This window comes from Actinobacillus arthritidis (assembly GCF_029774155.1).
Lineage (GTDB): Bacteria > Pseudomonadota > Gammaproteobacteria > Enterobacterales > Pasteurellaceae > Actinobacillus > Actinobacillus arthritidis.
Genome location: NZ_CP103833.1, coordinates 306,961 through 325,649 on the forward strand (window position 1 = coordinate 306,961; position 18,689 = coordinate 325,649).

General features: G+C 39.7%; 9 protein-coding genes and 5 pseudogenes. 5 read left to right on the forward strand and 9 right to left on the reverse strand.

The window, feature by feature from the left end; genetic code table 11:
• Positions 1-28: 28 nt before the first annotated feature.
• Both plsB and purT read left to right on the forward strand, forming a co-directional pair.
• Positions 29-2,490 (forward strand): annotated as a pseudogene (plsB, locus tag NYR89_RS01580) (glycerol-3-phosphate 1-O-acyltransferase PlsB).
• A gap of 114 nt (positions 2,491-2,604) precedes the next feature.
• Complete coding sequence (gene purT / locus NYR89_RS01585; protein WP_279446062.1) at positions 2,605-3,786, forward strand: formate-dependent phosphoribosylglycinamide formyltransferase; 1,182 nt, start codon at positions 2,605-2,607, stop codon at positions 3,784-3,786.
• A gap of 61 nt (positions 3,787-3,847) precedes the next feature.
• On the opposite strand, the pseudogene dnaE reads toward purT, so the two are convergent.
• From dnaE to NYR89_RS01615, 6 genes and pseudogenes are all read right to left on the reverse strand, one after another.
• Positions 3,848-7,325 (reverse strand): annotated as a pseudogene (gene dnaE / locus NYR89_RS01590) (DNA polymerase III subunit alpha).
• A gap of 205 nt (positions 7,326-7,530) precedes the next feature.
• The gene (gene lptG / locus NYR89_RS01595; protein ID WP_279446063.1) at positions 7,531-8,613 is read right to left on the reverse strand and encodes an LPS export ABC transporter permease LptG; all 1,083 of its coding nucleotides are present in this window, start codon (positions 8,611-8,613) and stop codon (positions 7,531-7,533) included.
• A complete protein-coding gene (gene lptF / locus NYR89_RS01600) occupies positions 8,614-9,717 on the reverse strand; it encodes an LPS export ABC transporter permease LptF (protein ID WP_279446064.1) in 1,104 nt (367 codons plus the stop codon). It lies immediately after the preceding gene.
• Between the two features lie 274 nt (positions 9,718-9,991).
• Positions 9,992-11,042: pseudogene (locus NYR89_RS01605) on the reverse strand (IS3 family transposase).
• A 73-nt stretch (positions 11,043-11,115) separates the two neighbouring features.
• Complete coding sequence (locus NYR89_RS01610; RefSeq protein WP_279446065.1) at positions 11,116-11,298, reverse strand: hypothetical protein; 183 nt, start codon at positions 11,296-11,298, stop codon at positions 11,116-11,118.
• A 197-nt stretch (positions 11,299-11,495) separates the two neighbouring features.
• Positions 11,496-11,924, reverse strand: coding sequence for a hypothetical protein (locus tag NYR89_RS01615; RefSeq protein ID WP_279446066.1), 429 nt, complete (start codon positions 11,922-11,924; stop codon positions 11,496-11,498).
• Positions 11,925-12,284: 360 nt separating this feature from the next.
• Here NYR89_RS01615 and pepA point away from each other — a divergent pair, with 360 nt between their 5' ends.
• Entirely contained in the window at positions 12,285-13,781 is a 1,497-nt protein-coding gene (pepA, locus tag NYR89_RS01620; protein WP_279446067.1) for a leucyl aminopeptidase, read from the forward strand.
• 75 nt (positions 13,782-13,856) lie between these two features.
• Here the strand turns inward: pepA and NYR89_RS01625 are convergent, their stop codons facing one another.
• The 3 genes and pseudogenes from NYR89_RS01625 to queC all read right to left on the reverse strand — a co-directional run bounded on the left by NYR89_RS01625 (position 13,857) and on the right by queC (position 15,754).
• Positions 13,857-14,489, reverse strand: coding sequence for a 7-carboxy-7-deazaguanine synthase QueE (locus NYR89_RS01625; RefSeq protein WP_279446068.1), 633 nt, complete (start codon positions 14,487-14,489; stop codon positions 13,857-13,859).
• 91 nt (positions 14,490-14,580) lie between these two features.
• Positions 14,581-15,003 (reverse strand): 6-carboxytetrahydropterin synthase QueD, encoded by a 423-nt coding sequence (gene queD, locus NYR89_RS01630; RefSeq protein WP_279446069.1) that lies wholly within the window; start codon positions 15,001-15,003, stop codon positions 14,581-14,583.
• A gap of 93 nt (positions 15,004-15,096) precedes the next feature.
• A pseudogene (gene queC / locus NYR89_RS01635) lies at positions 15,097-15,754 on the reverse strand (7-cyano-7-deazaguanine synthase QueC).
• A gap of 260 nt (positions 15,755-16,014) precedes the next feature.
• On the opposite strand from queC, the gene purM reads away from it, so the two are divergent.
• Both purM and uhpT read left to right on the forward strand, forming a co-directional pair.
• Entirely contained in the window at positions 16,015-17,052 is a 1,038-nt protein-coding gene (gene purM, locus NYR89_RS01640; protein ID WP_279446070.1) for a phosphoribosylformylglycinamidine cyclo-ligase, read from the forward strand.
• Between the two features lie 208 nt (positions 17,053-17,260).
• A pseudogene (gene uhpT / locus NYR89_RS01645) lies at positions 17,261-18,635 on the forward strand (hexose-6-phosphate:phosphate antiporter).
• The last annotated feature ends 54 nt before the right edge of the window (positions 18,636-18,689 follow it).

Below are 18,689 nucleotides of genomic sequence, written 5' to 3' on the forward strand. Positions count from 1 at the left end.
AAACCATAACAATTCTAAGGATATAACAATGTCTAGCCTCTTAAATCTTTATCGTAAAGTGTTAAATATCCCACTTTCTTTATTAGTGAAATCTCGTTCTATTCCAACTGATCCTATCAAAGAACTCGGTTTAAATTTAGAGCAACCGATTCTTTATGTATTACCCTACACTTCTCAAACAGATTTATTAATTCTTCAAAAAAACTGTTTAGCTCTGAACTTACCTGATCCATTACAAAATAACGAAGTAGGCGGTCAATCATTGCCTCGCTACGTCTTTTTAGATGAAGGACGACGTTTCTTTAAATCGAAAGGTGCTAAAAGTGAGACGGAATCCATTTTTTATCGTTATTTAGATTTACATCGTACTCATCAAGATTTAGATGTGCAATTAGTGCCAGCATCGGTGCTTTGGGGAAGATCTCCGGGTAAAGAATCTGAACCGCATTTACGTTTAATGAGTAATTTCCAACGTATTATTTCGATGATTTGGTTTGGACGAGATAACTTTGTACGTTTTTCTCAAGCACTATCATTACGCTATATGGTAGAAGAACACGGTGCTGATGAGGGGATCGCTCAAAAACTTGCTCGTGTTGCTAAAATGCACTTTGCAAAACAACGCTATTCCGCAATGGGGCCTCGTTTACCTGATCGTCAGGCAATGTTTAATAAAATTATTCAATCGCCTGCTATTGAGATGGCAATAGAGGAAGAAGCTAAATCTAAAAAGATTTCGCTTGAAAAAGCTCGTCAAGAAGCGGAAAAAATGGTGAATGAAATTGTTGCTGATGTGAGTCATGAAAGTTTACGTGTGGCAGATAGAGTGCTAAGTTGGTTATGGAATAAGCTCTATCAAGGCATTAACGTTCAGAATGGCGATAGAGTACGTAAATTGGCATTAGAAGGACACGAAATTGTTTATGTTCCGTGCCACCGTAGCCATATGGACTACCTGTTACTCTCATATCTACTATATCACCAAGGTTTAGTGCCGCCACATATTGCGGCTGGGATCAATTTGAATTTCTTTCCGGCAGGCCCGATTTTCCGGAGTTGGGGAGCGTTTTTTATTCGCCGTACATTCAAAGGAAACCGCCTATATTCAACGATTTTCCGTGAATATTTAGCGGAGCTTTTTTACCGAGGATATTCGGTTGAATATTTTATTGAAGGCGGTCGTTCTCGTACTGGTCGTTTGCTTGAGCCGAAAACCGGGATGATGTCAATGACTTTACAAGCATTGCAACGAGGATTAACTCGCCCAATTAGTATTGTGCCGGTTTATATTGGTTACGAACACGTCTTGGAAGTTGATACTTATGCAAAAGAACTCCGTGGTGCGGAAAAAGAAAAAGAAAATGCCGGTTTAGTATTGCGTGTGATTAAAAAATTGAAAAACTTAGGGCAATGTTATGTGAATTTTGCAGAGCCGATTCAAGTAAATAACTATTTAAATCAACACTTTCCGGAATGGAAAGATACGCATACGGAAGATAGTCGTCCGAAATGGTTAAATGAAGCGGTTGATGCGGTAGCTCATCAAGTTATGATTAATATTAATAAAGCCGCGCAATTAATGCGAAAAATCTGATTGGTTCGATACTACTTGCTTCTCGCCAAAGAGCGTTAACTCGCGAACAATTAATTGAGCAGGTTAATAGCTATTTGCAATTATTTAAAAATGTGAGTTATTCATCAGATGTGATTGTTCCAAGTGAAAGTGCAGATGATATGCTTGAGCATGTGCTTACGTTACCTCGTTCAGGTGTAATTAGTGAGAAAGATAGCTTCGGAGAAATCATTCGTTTAGATCGAGAATCTGCGGTGCTGATGACTTATTATCGTAATAATATTCAACATTTATTTGTATTACCGTCATTGGTGGCAAGCATTATTTTACATCACGAATCAGTTTCTAAAGATCTGATTATCAAAACAGTAAATCGCATTTATCCGTTCTTAAAAGCGGAATTATTCCTACATTTTGAGGACAGTGAAATTCGTGGACAAGTTGAAGCGATTCTTAATGAATTTGCTACACAGCGTATTGTGAAATATGAAAGTGACGTGTTACAAATCAATCGTTCGCGTGTTAGAACATTACAGCTACATGCGGCCGGCATACGTGAGATTTTGCAACGTTATTACATCAGTTTGAGTATTTTATTGGAGCGTCCGGAAATCAGCCGTATTGAATTAGAGAAAGAAAGTCGTCTGATTGCACAACGATTATCTATTTTACATGGTATCAATGCACCGGAATTTTTCGATAAAGCACTATTTTCAACGTTTAGTAGTTGTTTGAAAGAACAAGGTTATTTTGATGCAGATGGAAACTGTATTCTTGAGAAGGCTAAAGAAGCGGAAGATATTTTAAGGGCATTAATCTCCGTTGAAATTCAGCTCACTATTCAAGGTGCAATGGAAAAAGTCGAAGACATTGACACCGCAGAAATAAAAGCGGTAGAAACGGAAAAAACGGAATAGATTTTCCGGGCTTAGATATATAAGCGGTAAGATTTTACAAAATTTTCACAAAATCTTACCGCTTTATTATATAATTCACGCAAACGTTTGCTTTAACTTTTAGAGGAAGAAAAAATGACCGTAATTGGTACGCCATTAAGACCGAATGCGACAAAAGTAATGATGCTTGGCTCAGGTGAGTTAGGTAAAGAAGTTGTAATTGAACTACAACGCCTAGGCGTAGAAGTGATTGCAGTGGATCGCTATGAAAATGCGCCGGCACAACAGGTAGCTCATCGAGCTTATACAATTTCAATGTTGGATGGTAAGGCGTTACGTGCATTGGTGGAACAAGAAAAGCCAGATTTTATTGTGCCAGAAGTTGAAGCGATTGCAACGGCGACACTCGTTGAGTTAGAGCAAGAAGGTTACAACGTTGTACCAACAGCAAAAGCAACGCAGTTAACGATGAACCGTGAAGGTATTCGCCGTTTAGCGACAGAAGAACTTGGTTTAAAAACCTCGCCTTATCGCTTTGTAGATAATTTGAAAGATTTTAAACAAGCGATTGCCGAGATTGGTATTCCGTGTGTGGTTAAACCGATTATGTCATCGTCCGGTCACGGACAATCAGTGATTAAATCCGAAGATCAGATTCAGCAGGCATGGGATTATTCACAAGAAGGTGGACGTGCTGGTGGCGGACGAGTGATTGTGGAAGGTTTTATCAAATTTGATTATGAAATCACGCAATTAACCGTGCGTCATGTAAATGGTACATCTTTCTTAGCACCAATCGGGCATCGCCAAGAAGATGGCGATTATCGTGAATCTTGGCGTGCGCAAGCGATGTCTGAACTTGCATTAAAACGTGCGCAAGAAACCGCAGAGCGCATTACAACAGCATTAGGCGGTCGTGGTATTTTCGGTGTGGAATTGTTTGTGTGTGGCGATGAAATTATCTTTAATGAAGTTTCGCCTCGTCCACACGATACGGGAATGGTCACCATGGCTTCGCAAGAGCTTTCTCAGTTTGCCTTACACGCTCGTGCGATTTTAGGCTTACCGATTCCGGAAATTTATCAAATTAGCCCGGCGACTTCCAAAGCGATTGTAGTGGAAGGTAAGTCGAATAACGTGACTTTCGGCAATCTTGATAAAGTGTTGGAAGAAATCGGTACCAATATTCGTTTATTCGGCAAAGGCGAAGTAAATGGTCACCGCCGTTTAGGCGTCATCTTAGCTCGCGATGAAAATACCGAAAAAGCCTTAGCCAAGGCTGAACGAGCCTATGCGAAATTAGCGGTACAGCTTTAATTCATTAAATAATAAGCGGTTGAATTTGCAGATTTTTTTGCAAATTTAACCGCTTGTTTTGTTATTCGAACTCCAGTTCTACGGCATTTTCACCGAGTAGAGTTTTGAGCTGGTCGAGCATTTCATCTTTCGGGGTAATTCGCCATTCTACACCGCTTCGCAATAAGGCTCTGCCTTCAGGACTCTGGTAGTAGAAATGTAACGGTAACGTCCCTTCTTTATTCGGTTCGATGATTTCTCGTAATTCTTTTACAAATTGCGGTGTGAGCTGTTCTTGACTAATCGCTAAAGCAAGGCTTTTCGCATAGCGGTACGCGAGCTTCGTCTAAAGTAGCTATTTCTCGCACCGACATTTTTAACCCACCGCTAAAATCATCGAACTGTACCGAACCGGTAGCGATCACAATACGATCTTTCTCTAAAAGATGACCGTAAGTTTCGAGTGCTTCCGAGAATAGTGTCATATCTAATTTACCAGAACGATCTTCAATGGTAGCAATGCCAAGACGGCTACCTCGTTTAGTTACGGCGATACGTGACCCCATAATAATACCGGCAACGGTGACCACTTGCCCACGGCGTGTTGGTTGTAGTTCATTTAGACGTACTGGTGCATAGTGTGATAACTCTTTTAAGAATCGTCCGATTGGGTGACCGCTTAAATATAAACCGAGTGTGGTACGTTCGCCTTCTAAAATGGTTTGTTCCGACCATTTCGGCGTATTCGCATAGGCATTTTGCACTTCTTCCGGCGTTTCAGTTAGCACACCGAACATATCACTTTGTCCGAGTGCTTCCATTTTGCTATGTTGGTCAGAAGCTTTTAGTGCATCTTCTAAATTTTTCATCAATGCAAGACGATGCGGGCCTAATTTATCGAAAGCGCCCGACATAATTAAGCCTTCAAAGGTACGGCGATTGATTTTTTTCAGATCGACTCGAGCGGTCAAATCAAATAAATCTTTAAAGATACCATCTTTTTCACGTGCTTCTAAAATCGCTTCAACCGGGCCTTCACCCACACCTTTAATTGCGCCTAAACCGTACACGATCTCGCCTTTTTCATTAACCGAAAAACGGTGTTTACCACTGTTTACATCAGGCGGAACAACGGTTAAGCCCATATTGATACATTCATCATAGAAACCAACGATTTTGTCGGTATTATCCATCTCCGAAGTCATTACCGCCGCCATAAATTCAGCTGGGTAGTGTGCTTTCAGCCATAATGTTTGGTAAGAAACCAACGCATAAGCGGCAGAGTGCGATTTGTTAAAACCATAACCGGCGAATTTTTCCACCAAGTCAAAGATTTTCATCGCAAGATCGCCATCAACACCTTGTTTGATCGCCCCTTTTTCGAAGATTTCACGCTGTGTCGCCATTTCCTCCGGTTTTTTCTTACCCATTGCACGGCGTAATAAGTCCGCACCACCTAAGGTATAGCCGGCAAGCACCTGTGCGATTTGCATTACCTGCTCTTGGTAAACAATAACGCCATAGGTCGGTTCCAAAATCGGTTTAAGCGATTCGTGCTGATATTGTGCATCAGGGTAAGAAACTTCTTCATGACCATGTTTACGGTCTATAAAGTTTTGTACCATGCCTGATTCAAGCGGGCCGGGACGGAATAATGCCACTAACGCGATAATATCTTCAAAACAGTCGGGCTTCAGACGTGAAATCAGATCTTTCATTCCTCGTGACTCTAGCTGGAATACCGCCGTTGTTTTCGAAGCGAGTAACAGATCAAACGATTTCTTATCATCCAACGGAATACTTTCGATACGTACCGGCTCTTTGCCTTCTCGAGCTAAACGCTGGTTAATCATCTCCAACGCCCATTTAATAATAGTGAGTGTCCGTAAGCCTAAGAAGTCAAATTTTACTAAACCGGCATATTCCACATCGTTTTTATCGAAGTGAGTCACCGGATGCAACCCTTCCGAATCGCAATAAAGCGGTGAGAAATCGGTAATAGCGGTTGGGGCGATTACCACACCACCGGCGTGTTTACCGGCATTTCGGGTTACGCCTTCCAATTTACGTGCCATATCAATCAAGTCTTTCACTTCTTCATCGGCTTCGTAAAGTTCCGGCAATTTCGGCTCGGCATCAAACGCTTTTGCTAATGTCATACCCGGATCGGGCGGAATCAGCTTAGAAATACGATCGACAAAATTATATGGATGACCAAGCACACGGCCTACATCTCGGATTACCGCTTTTGCCGCCATCGTACCGAAGGTAATGATCTGCGAAACCGCTTGACGACCGTAAGTATCGGCAACATGTTCAATCACACGATCTCGCCCATCCATACAGAAATCGACATCGAAATCAGGCATTGAAACACGTTCCGGATTTAAGAAACGCTCAAAGAGCAAGTCGAAGGCAAGCGGGTCTAAATCGGTAATTTTTAACGCATACGCTACTAAAGAACCTGCACCGGAACCACGTCCCGGACCAACTGGAATATCGTTATCTTTCGACCACTGAATAAATTCCATTACGATCAGGAAGTAGCCGGGGAAGCCCATTTGGTTAATAACATCCAGCTCGACTTGCAAACGTTCATCATAAACAGATCGCTTGTTTTTACGTTCTTCCGGATCCGGGAACAGAAATGCCAAACGTTCTTCCAAACCTTCACGTGATTTTTTCACTAAAAAATCTTCGGTGGAAAGATCGCCGGTTGGAAAATTCGGTAAGAAATATTCGCCTAAACGTACGGTTACATTGCATCGCATTGCAATTTGTATCGTATTTTCGACCGCTTGCGGTAAATCGGCAAACAAGGCACACATTTCTTGTTCGCTACGGAAATATTGTTGCGGTGAATATTTTTTCGGACGTTTCGGATCATCCAAGGTGTAGCTGTCGTGGATTGCCACACGAATTTCGTGCGCATCAAAATCGTCTTCTTTCAAGAACACCACGTCATTTACCGCAACTAACGGTAATTGGTGTTTTTGTGAAAAAGGCACCGCTTGTTGAATATAGCGTTCTTCATCCGTACGACTGGTACGACAAAGAGAAAGATAGTAATGATTCGGAAAATATTGCTGGTAAAAGCTAATTAATTCGTCCGCTTCCGCTTCATTTTCTTTGAGTAATGCTTTGCCAACATCGCCGTTGCGTCCGCCGGAAAGCACGATGATGCCCTCATTTAACTCGGCAAGCCACGCCTTTTCAACTAGCGGAAATTCGACATAACCTTGTTGATAAGCTTTTGAAAGTAAAAGGGTAATATTGTGATAACCGGTGTTGTTTTTTGCCAACAAAGTTAATTCAAAGAAGTCTTCGCTGTCCGGTTCGGGACGCACGAAAATATCCGCACCGATAATTGGTTTTAATCCGGAACCTAACGCTTCGCCATAAAATTTTACCAATCCGCAAAAGTTGCTGAAATCGGTTAATGCCATTGCCACCATATTGTTGGCAACCGCCGTTTTGACTAACGGTTTTACTTTAGCCAAACCGTTAATCATAGAGAAATCACTATGGACTTTAAGATGAACGAAACGTTGTTGAGTCATTACGATATTACGATTGAGATAGAAATAGAAACTTAACCTATGTCAGGTTACACAACTCAGTTTTGAAACTGAAAGATATATGTAGAGAGAGCCACAGAGTGGCTCAACTGGCTCGAAGAGCCTCATAACCACGTACGGCTCGCACGTGGTAAAGCGGTTAATTTTTTGCAAAATTTTGCAGAAATTTAACCGCTTGTATTATGGATTAATCACGTTTTTTGGTCAGTAACCACCAAACGATGCTTAAACAGATTAAACTCGGTATTAACGCACCGATAGCAACCGGTATCCATGAAAAGACGAGCGTCATATTGCCAAACACGATGTTGGATACATAGAACACAAAGCCTGCAATGATACCGATAAATAATTTGGTTCCCATTGCACTACTACGGAGCGGTCCAAAGACAAACGAGATTGCAAGTAACATCATTACTGCCATTGAAATAGGCTGATATACTTTACGCCAAAATGCAATTTGGAAGCGTTTGGAATCTTGTCCGGTTTCTTTCAAGAAGCCGACATAATCGGATAAACCCGAAATAGACAGTGATTCTGGCTTGAGCGATACAATGCCTAATTTACTTGGCGTGATCGTTGTTTGCCATTCTTTTCTATCTTGTCGCGACTGCTGAACACTATTTTCTGCTAATGTTGAGGTCCGTACTTGTTGTAATGCCCAATTTCCATTATCAAAAGTCGCATCATTCGCCTGAGTAATAGATTTTAATATTTTGTTTTCAAAGTGATAAATCGAAATATTATTCAGTTTACGTTCGTTTTCAATATGACGAATATAAATAAAATCATTACCGTCTTTCGCCCAAAAACCACCTTTTGTTGCCAGCATTGAGCCACCACTTTGTGCAATGGAACGCATATTACGAGCATATTGTTCGGTTTGTGGAATCCCCCATTCGCTAACAAACATCGTTAGGATAATAAGCGGAATTGCGGTTTTCATTACGGCTAATCCGATACGAAAGCGAGAAAAACCGGAAGATTGCATTACCACCAATTCACTACGGCTGGCAAGATTGCCTAAGCCTAATAAGCCACCGATTAGGACGACAACTGGAATAAACTCTTTAATATCGCTCGGTAACATTAAAAGTGAATAGTAAGTGGCAGTTAAAGCATCATAGGAACCTTTACCGACATCTTTAAATTCTTCGACTAACTTAATGATAAATACTAAACCACTCGACATTAACAACACAGCAAACATCATCACAATAATAGTTTTGCCGATATAACGTTCAAGAATATTCATACCAAATAAATTCATTTACGCCACCGCCTTATGACGACCGAAAGAATAACGAATAGCAGACATCCATTTTGTATCCCAAAAATTCATCACTAATGCCAATACTAAAAACGCAATAGAAACTAACGGCATTAATAACGTCGCATCTAACTTACCGGAAGCACCAGAAGATTTAAGTGAGCTTTGTAATAAGAAATAAATCAGATACAACAATACCGCCGGAATCACTTTGGCAAAACGACCCTGACGAGGATTTACGCTACTCATCGGTACGGCTAAGAGAGCCATTAATGGCACAGCAAAAATGAGTGCGAAACGCCATTGTAATTCGGCTTTTGCTTCATTGGATTTATCAGTTATTAACTTATGAAAATCCGCGCGTTGCACTAACTTTTCATTTGAATCCACATCTTGATAACCAAGATAGGCTTGGTAATTTTCAAAGTGAGATACTCTAAAATCAACAACGTCCGCTGTCCCTTCATAACGGGTACTATTTTCAAGAGTAAGAATTTGATCGCCGTTTGGTAAACCTTGTAATTGACCGGATTCCGCAACTACTACGGAAGGGCGATTTTTCTTTTGTTGATCCGGTTGGAATACATAAATATCGTTTAATTTATTTTGCTCGTTATTAATATTTTCGATAAATAGCACATAGCCACCGGCACTCATAAATTGTCCGGCGGATAAAGCGGAAAAACGAGGATTGGACTTCGCCTCTGCTAACATTTCGCTTTGTTTATTAATCGCCCAAGGAGTAAGCCAAAACACGTTATAAACGGCTAATGCGGTAGTAAAAATTGATAGGAATAGTGCAACTTTTGTTAATAACCCTTGACCGATACCGCACGCTCGCATCACGGTAATTTCACTCTCAGCATAAAAGCGTCCAAGGGTCAGTAGTAGTGCGACAAACAGAGAAAGTGGTAACATAAATTGAGCTAAAGCAGGCATACCTAGTCCTAATAAACTCAGTACTAAGTCGGTCGGTACTTTTCCGCTGACGGCAGAATTTAGCACGGTAATCAGTCGCTGACTAAAAAACATTAATAACAAAATAAATAAGATCGCCAATTGGCTTTTGAAGATCTCTTTCGTTAAATATCGACTTAAAATCACGATAACACTCTCATTGAGGTAATGTTAACCGTTAATACGGTTTAACTAGAAATAGGGTAAACGGTATGCTTTGACTAATTATTATCAGTAAGAAAACACATTTTTGTGAATGTTTGCGAAACCGCACGAATATTTGCAAAAAATTAGTAAAAATAGACCGCTTATAAAAGTCGTTAATCATACCTTTTTTACATCAAAAAATCACGAAAGGATTTTTACTGGCGGTAAATTAATAAGCCCCGAAGTTTAATCTGACCCCCAAAAGTTAGACGGTTTAATTTAAGGACTGAGTTCTGTATTGTACAGGGCTGAGTCCTTTTAATTTCACTTGAATACGCTCATTGTTGTAATAATGAATGTACGCATGAATCACTTTCTCAAGTTGTTCGAACGTGTCAAATCGCTTACCAAAGTAACATTCCGTTTTCAATCGTCCAAAGAAACTTTCCATTGCCCCATTATCCAAGCAATTCCCTTTTCTCGACATACTTTGTCTAATATGATGTTTTCTCAGCATGTCTTGATAGCCTGCCATCTGATATTGCCAGCCTTGGTCGGAATGTAAAATCGGTTTAGCGTCCTGAGGCAGTTTTGCGACCGCTTGCTTTATCATTCGCATGACTTGCTCAAAGTTCGGGCTTCTTGCTAAATTATGGGCAATAATTTCACTATTAAATAAGTCCTTAAGCGATATTTCTTCTGCTTAATCACTGCATTTTTATCGATTTTAAGCGGTAAGTGATAAAAGAAAGTACTGCGTTTTAAACCAGTCAAAGAGAGGAGGATTTCTAAGGGAAAATTCACCCGCAACGTTTTCACGATGGTCGCTTTTGCCGCATTTTTTGTTGGTTGAACTCCCGCAACTTTTTTAGGTAAGCGACCTCCGCTTCCAACTCTAAAATACGATAACGTAAGCGTTCTTCTTCAGTTTTAGGTGGAGGAGGCATTTTCGGGTATTTGGGTTTCATTGTCGGACGACCTTTAGGTTTGGGTAATAAGCCGTTTATACCTTGTTTTTCAAAGGCTTGCAACCATTGGCTAATCGAACCTGAATTGGCAATGCCAAAATGAAGGGAGGCACTTTCTGCAGAAAATTGCCCTTTTTTGACCGCTTGTATGACGGTTAATTTGAATTCGGGGGAGTATTTTTGCTTCTTACCCAGTACAGCTAACCCATTGATTCCATTATGATTAAATTGAGCAATCCACCGAGTTAAGGTTTTCTTGGATAATTGAAAATGTCGTTGAGTGAATGAATAGTTTTTGTCATTTTGAAGATAAAACTCGATGACTTGTTGTTTGAATTGTTGATTATATTTAGTCATAAAAAATCTGCACCTTAATTCGTTGGAGGTTTAGTCCAACTTTTGGGGTGCAGATCAAGTTCGGGGCTTTCTGCTATTTAGATTTTGCTACTGATTTTCTTAAAAGTAGTTTTTTACCTTGCCCATCTATAATTACAATTTCCATTGGCGGGGTACGTTCTTTATGCACAATGGCAATTAAATTATCATGTTGTGCAATATCTTCAAATTTCCCTGTTACTTGTAACGCTTTGACATTTACGTTATCTGCAAACATTAAGAAAGTACCTAAAGGCGTTACTCGGATATTTTGTAAACCTAATTGTTCTTTACTCGTAATTTTGTATTGAGGAGCTTTATTTTTCGATTTAGCAATTGTTTCCTTATTAGTAACTAAATCAATAATGCTCTGTAGTTTTTGCGCACTCTCACTATCTTGCTCAGTTGGCTGTTCTGTTGCTGTTGAAACAGTTGTTAAAGCCTGTTCTTCATCAGTAGAAAAAACCGCTTCCCCAATAAATTGTTCAGCACTTGATTCTTGAGCAACCAGAGGTTCCCCCCTTTATTTGATGCGACTAAAAATAAACGTGAACCAATTTTTTCAAAGCGAATATCTGCATTTGGTAATTGCGATTCCAGTTGTTGAGTAAGTGATTTAATTGTCACTTCGCCGTTGTTTGGAATAGATACTGAACGTGTGGTGTCTAATTCATAAGTAATAAAGCCGACTTTTAAACGTTGGGCTAATTGCTGTAGTAATTCACCCGCTTGTCCTTCGTAAGCAATACGGAGTTTTGCCTGTTCGTAGCGGTTAAATAACTTATTGTCATCTGCTAATGCCGGTGCATTGACGAATAAGCATACGAGGCTGGTAAGAAAAGTTTTATTCATTAATTTTTTCATTGTAAGTTCCATTTATGATTTTATGGGCTAATTATGACAATTTATTTGTTGATAAATTCATCATAAATAATAACTTATTTAGTATAAAACAACGCAGTCTGAAAAGGCAAAGGGCTTAAAAGTATGCATAAATGAGTTGTATTTGGTTTGTTTTATAAAAATTTCAGATAACTAACCCTATGAATCTTTTATGGTATTTTACAGAAACTTCTTATTTTATTCAAAATAAGGTGATTTTTCGATGAAGTTTGCATTTTTACTATTTTCTACTTGTAATTTTAGGATTAAATCGGTAGTTTTATTTCATTATGATTAAGTCGGAGTCGGCTTAGATTTAACCTCGAAGCACAGGAGCTAATAATGGAATTTAGTGTTAAAAACGGTAGTGTTGAAAAACAGCGTACAGCGTGTTTAGTTGTCGGTGTCTATGAGCCTCGACGTTTATCGGGGGCGGCGGAGCAACTGGATAAATTAAGTGAAGGCTATATTAGTGCTTTATTACGCCGTGGTGATTTAGACGGTAAAGCAGGGCAAACCTTGCTATTACATAATGTGCCGAATGTGCCTGCCGATAGAGTTTTATTAGTCGGTTGCGGAAAAGAAAGAGAATTGACTGAACGTCAATATAAGCAAATTATTCAAAAAATGGTGCAAACCATTAATGAAACCGGTTCAATGGAAGTGGTCTGTTTTTTAACCGAATTACATGTTAAAGCTCGTTCAAATTATTGGAACGTCCGTTTTGCGATTGAAGCGATTCAAGAGAGTTTATATGCCTATAATGATTTCAAGAGCATTAAACCGGAAGTACGTCGCGAGTTACGCCGTGTGATTTTCAATGTCGCTAATCGTAAAGATTTATTAGAGGCAGAAAGAGCGTTGGAACATGGAAAAGCAATCGCAACTGGTGTTGCCTTTGCAAAAAATGTCGCAAATTGTCCACCTAATGTATGTAATCCGGCTTATCTTGCTGAATTAGCGAAAGGATTAGCGAGTGAGTATGAAACGATTAAAACTACTGTGCTTGATGAAGCGGAAATGGAACAATTAGGTATGGGTGCTTATTTAGCTGTATCTCGAGGCTCGCATAATCCTGCATATTTATCGGTCATTGAATACCGTAATCACCCGAATCCAGATGCGAAACCAATCGTTTTAGTAGGTAAGGGACTGACGTTTGACTCCGGCGGTATTTCAATTAAGCCGTCTGAAGCGATGGATGAAATGAAATACGATATGGGCGGAGCCGCTTCGGTTTACGGGACAATGAAAGCGTTGGCGGAAATGAAATTACCGCTAAATGTTATCGGTGTTTTAGCCGGTTGCGAAAATATGCCGGACGGCAATGCATATCGACCGGGTGATATTCTGACAACGATGAATGGCTTAACCGTTGAGGTATTGAATACCGATGCGGAAGGTCGCTTAGTTTTATGTGATACATTAACTTATGTAGAACGTTTTGAACCGGAATTAGTGATTGATGTGGCGACTTTAACCGGCGCTTGTATGATTGCACTTGGCGCACACAACAGCGGCTTAATGTCGACCAGTAATGTTCTAGCAAATGATTTATTAAATGCGGCGGAACAAGCGGATGATAAAGTATGGCGTTTACCGTTAGGCGAAGAATATCAAGAACAGCTTAAATCGAATTTTGCTGATCTCGCTAATATTGGCGGACGTTTAGGCGGTGCAATTACAGCCGGTCAGTTCTTATCGAACTTTACCAAAAAATATACTTGGGCGCATTTAGATATTGCCGGTACAGCTTGGAAATCCGGTGCGGCAAAAGGCGCAACCGGCAGACCTGTTTCATTATTTAGTCAATTTTTAATTAATAAAGCGAGTAATTAGGTTAAGCGGTTAATTTTACTCAATAATTTACAAGCCCTCAGGTAGTGATACCTGAGGGCTTTATTATAAACAAACTTATTCAATACCAACCAATTTATGTGTTTGTAAACTCAATTGCCATTTGGGTTTATTCGCTCGTTGATTCAAAATACCGAGTTGGGTAATGGTTTCCAATAAATTCATTTTGCCATCCACTTCGCAAGGAGAAAGGTAGTAATGTTCAGCGGTAATTTGTGTTTCGATTTGTTCACAAAAACCTTGTACATCGCCTTTATCCATTACGATACGGACTTCGTTGGCAAACGAAATACATTCTCTCAAATATTTTTCTTGATACATCAGTTTCGGGCTAGTAGCGATATAATCAATCTGTTTCGGTACGGCTTTTAAGCCGTTTGTTTCAATTGCTAGCCAATAACCTTCTGCTTTAAACACATCGAGCAATACGCTTAAATTGGCATACATAGTAGGCTCACCGCCGGTAATGATAATACTCTTAGCGGAATAAGATTTTACTCGTTCAAGAATTTTCGCCACGCTCCATTTTTCGTATTCGTTATAGTTGGTATCGCACCACGGGCAAGCAAGATTACATTTGCCTAAACGCACGAAAATACAGGGTAAGCCAGTATTAAAGCCTTCACCTTGCAGGCTTTCAAAGATTTCGACAATCGGGAAAGTCGTTGTCGTAAAAATAGTATTTGTCATAATTTCTACAAATCTCCCCTTACCCCTCTTTACTAAAGAGGGGGAAATCGAGGTTAAGATTTATGCTCTATATTTATTTAGATGGGAATGTTTAACGAGAATATTCACAATATGAGGTTGGTGTTTCCCAAAGACGAATTAAACTGACCGGTAAACCGACTTTTTCCAGCTTTTCAAACATATATTTCGCCATTTCTTCCGCTGTCGTACGGCTTGGAATACCGTAAACTTTAGAGTTTAAATCGATTAACAGTTTGGCAACTTGACTTTCTCTGTCGCTATTTAAATCGTAGATATAGGCGTGATCCATTGGGTCTAAGATTTCATGTTTTACCACCGATTTTAAATCGGAATAATCCATCACCATGCCCCGTTTCGCTCCATCAGAAACTAAGTTACCGCTCACTTCCACCTGAAGTTTATAAGTATGTCCGTGTAAGTTTTGGCATTTGCCGTCGTGCCCATCGAGCATATGTGCCATATCGAAACTAAATTCTTTTGCAATTTTAAACATTTTTGACCGCTTGTTTTAGGTTATGACCTAGCACGAAACCTCGTACTAGGTTAAAGATAAGTCAGCCACGTTGTGGCTAGAATAAGATAATGTTTACTGATTATTTTTTTCAGCAAGGTACTCGTTAAGCCCTTTTTCACGTAATACGCAAACTTGGACAAGTGTGACAACCGCCTTCCACACCTAAATAGCAAGTATGGGTATGCTGTCTGATATAGTCGAACGCACCAAGTTTATCGGCTAATGCCCATGTCTGTTTTTTAGTCAGGTACATCAGCGGTGTGCGAATGTTGAAGTTATAATCCATTGCTAGATTTAAGGTGACATTCATTGATTTCACGAACACATCTCGGCAGTCAGGATAGCCGCTAAAGTCAGTTTCGCATACACCGGTAAAAATAGTTTGGATACCTTGTCCTTTGGCATAAATAGCGGTGTAGAGTAAAAACAGTGCATTACGACCGTCAACAAAGGTATTCGGCGTATTGCCTTCTTGCTTAATTTCACGTTCTTCCATCATTGCGTTGGATGTGATAGCTTTGATCACGGAAGTATCAATCAGCGTTTGTTTAACGCCGAGATCTTTGGCGATCCAAGTCGCTTTTTCCAGCTCGATTGCGTGGCGTTGTCCATATTGAAAGGTAACCACTTCAACATTTTCCACGCCAAATTCTTGAATGGCTTGGAAAAGGCAGGTGGTTGAGTCTTGACCGCCGGAAAAAATCACGACGGCTTTTGAGGTTGAATTCATTTTGTATCCTTAGTTTTGGTTTCAAAGAGAATCTTTGGCGTGGGAGGTTTTCGAACCACGAGAAAGAATAAGCGGTCTGAATTTGCAATTTTTTTGCAAAAATAGACCGCTTTTAAGACGATATTATAATGATTTTTGTTGGAATCGCCATTTTCTTTGCAATTCTTTCTAATTTCTTAATATTTGATTCTTCCGCAAACGTTTGCTTGTGCTATAATCCACCTGTTTTTTGTTATCACTCAGTTTGTCGAGGTTAAATTGTGAGCAATACACAACTCAGTTATAAAGATGCCGGCGTGGATATTCACGCAGGTAATGAATTAGTCGAACGTATTAAAGGCGATGTAAAACGTACTCGTCGTCCTGAAGTTATGGGCGGTTTAGGTGGTTTCGGTGCATTATGTGCGTTACCGACCAAATATAAAGAGCCTATTTTAGTATCAGGAACCGATGGTGTTGGTACTAAATTACGTTTAGCGATTGACCTCAACAAACACGACACCATCGGTCAAGATTTAGTCGCAATGTGTGTAAATGATTTAGTGGTACAAGGTGCAGAACCTTTATTCTTCTTAGATTATTATGCAACCGGTAAATTAGAAGTTGATGTTGCGGCAGACGTAATTAAAGGTATCGCAGACGGCTGTGAAATTTCTGGCTGTGCATTAGTCGGTGGCGAAACGGCAGAAATGCCGGGTATGTACCACGAGGGGGACTACGATTTAGCCGGTTTCTGTGTCGGTGTTGTAGAAAAATCTGAAATTATTGACGGTTCTGCTGTAAAAGCCGGCGATATATTAATCGCATTAGGCTCAAGCGGCCCACACTCAAACGGTTATTCATTAATCCGTAAAGTGATTGAAGTTAGCGGTGCAAATCCGGCAACAGATACTTTAGACGGTAAATTATTAAGCGAGCATTTACTCGCACCAACCAAAATCTACGTAAAATCCGTACTTCAATTAATTAAACAAGCCGATGTTCACGCAATCGCTCACTTAACCGGTGGTGGTTTCTGGGAAAATATTCCACGTGTGCTTCCTGCAACCACAAAAGCAGTCATTGATGAAAAATCATGGGAATGGCCGGCGGCATTTAAATGGTTACAAGAAAAAGGCAATATCAGCCGTTATGAAATGTATCGTACTTTCAACTGTGGTGTTGGTATGGTCATCGCTTTACCGGAAAAAGATGTTGAAACTGCATTAGCCGTATTAAAACAAGCAGGCGAAAATGCTTGGGTAATCGGTAAAATTGAAAACTTAGGTGATGGTTCAGAGCAAGTTGAAATTATCTAGTTTACAAAAAAATTAAAAAATCAAACCGCTTGTGGCTTAGGCCATAAGCGGTTTTTTTTGTGAAAAATGTGAAGTGTGTCACAGATTTTTATTGATTATATTAAATATAGGAAAAAGTCCTAGATTTTATAGAATTTGTTCTCAGGCTTTTTATACTAAGAAAGCATAGGATTGCACGCATTAATAATCTATGAGTAATGAGGTTCCTATGCTTGATTTTTTAAAAGAGGTGAGAAAACCGACCCTAGACTTACCGGTTGAAGAACGCAGAAAAATGTGGTTTAAGCCGTTTATGCAATCATATTTAGTTGTGTTTGTTGGGTATATGGCAATGTATTTGATTCGTAAGAATTTTAATGTTGCACAAAATGACTTAATTGAAACATACGGCTTAACTAAAACCCAATTAGGTATGATTGGATTAGGTTTTTCTATTACGTATGGTATCGGTAAAACGGTGGTTTCTTATTATGCGGATGGCAAAAATACTAAACAATTTGTACCGTTTATGCTGATTCTTTCCGCTATTTGTATGCTTGGCTTTAGTATGAGCTTAGGTGGCGGTAGTGTTGCATTATTCTTAATGATTTCATTTTATGCCTTAAGCGGTTTCTTCCAAAGTACCGGTGGTTCATCAAGTTATTCTACAATTACAAAATGGACCCCAAGTAAAAAACGCGGTACTTACTTAGGCTTTTGGAATTTATCGCATAATGTAGGCGGTGCAAGTTGCCGGTGTCGCATTATTCGGTGCGAATGTGTTATTTGACGGACACGTTATCGGTATGTTCGTATTCCCTTCCATTATTGCATTAATTGTCGGTTTTGTCGGTTTACGTTATGGTAATGATTCTCCGGAAGCCTATGGTTTAGGTAAAGCTGAAGAATTATTCGATGAACCTGAAAGTGAAGAAGATTTAGCGGCAGAAAAAAATAATCTGACAAAATGGCAGATCTTTGTGCAGTTTATTTTGAAAAATAAAGTGATTTGGTTACTTTGCTTTGCGAATATTTTCCTTTACATTGTGCGAATTGGTATCGATCAATGGTCACCGGTATACGCATATCAAGAATTAGGTTTTACCAAAGAAGCGGCAACATCCGGTTTTGTGTTGTTTGAAGTTGGAGCGTTAGTCGGTACATTCTTATGGGGATACTTGTCGGATCTTGCGAATGGTCGTCGTGGTTTAACAGCGATTGTGGCATTAGTTCTGATTGTATTTATGCTAGAGTTTTATCAATTCGCTACAAACGAATATATGTATCTTTTAGCATTATTTGTGTTAGGCTTCTTAGTATTCGGTCCCCAGCTTCTTATCGGCGTAGCGACAGTCGGATTTGTACCGAAAAAAGCAATTGCCGTGGCGGACGGTGTAAAAGGTACATTTGCGTATCTTATCGGTGATAGCTTTGCTAAATTAGGTTTAGGTATGATTGCGGACGGTACGCCAATCTTTGGCTTAACCGGTTGGTCAGGTACATTTGTCGCACTAGATATTTCAGTTATGATCTGTATCGGTTTACTTGCTTTTGTTGCACTTGCGGAAGAACGTAAAATCCGTAGAAATAAAGCAAAAGCGTAAGATATATAAGTCATGAAGGCTATCTGAAAAGATAGCCTTTTTTGTTTTATAATA

What these genes read in the sequence shown, in the direction of transcription:
- purT (WP_279446062.1), top strand. Translation starts at nt 2,605, where the DNA reads ATGACCGTAATTGGTACGCCATTAAGACCGAATGCGACAAAAGTAATG.
- NYR89_RS01615 (WP_279446066.1), bottom strand. Translation starts at nt 11,924, where the DNA reads ATGAAAAAATTAATGAATAAAACTTTTCTTACCAGCCTCGTATGCTTA.
- pepA (WP_279446067.1), top strand. Translation starts at nt 12,285, where the DNA reads ATGGAATTTAGTGTTAAAAACGGTAGTGTTGAAAAACAGCGTACAGCG.
- queD (WP_279446069.1), bottom strand. Translation starts at nt 15,003, where the DNA reads ATGTTTAAAATTGCAAAAGAATTTAGTTTCGATATGGCACATATGCTC.
- NYR89_RS01610 (WP_279446065.1), bottom strand. Translation starts at nt 11,298, where the DNA reads ATGTTTGCAGATAACGTAAATGTCAAAGCGTTACAAGTAACAGGGAAA.
- NYR89_RS01625 (WP_279446068.1), bottom strand. Translation starts at nt 14,489, where the DNA reads ATGACAAATACTATTTTTACGACAACGACTTTCCCGATTGTCGAAATC.
- lptG (WP_279446063.1), bottom strand. Translation starts at nt 8,613, where the DNA reads ATGAATTTATTTGGTATGAATATTCTTGAACGTTATATCGGCAAAACT.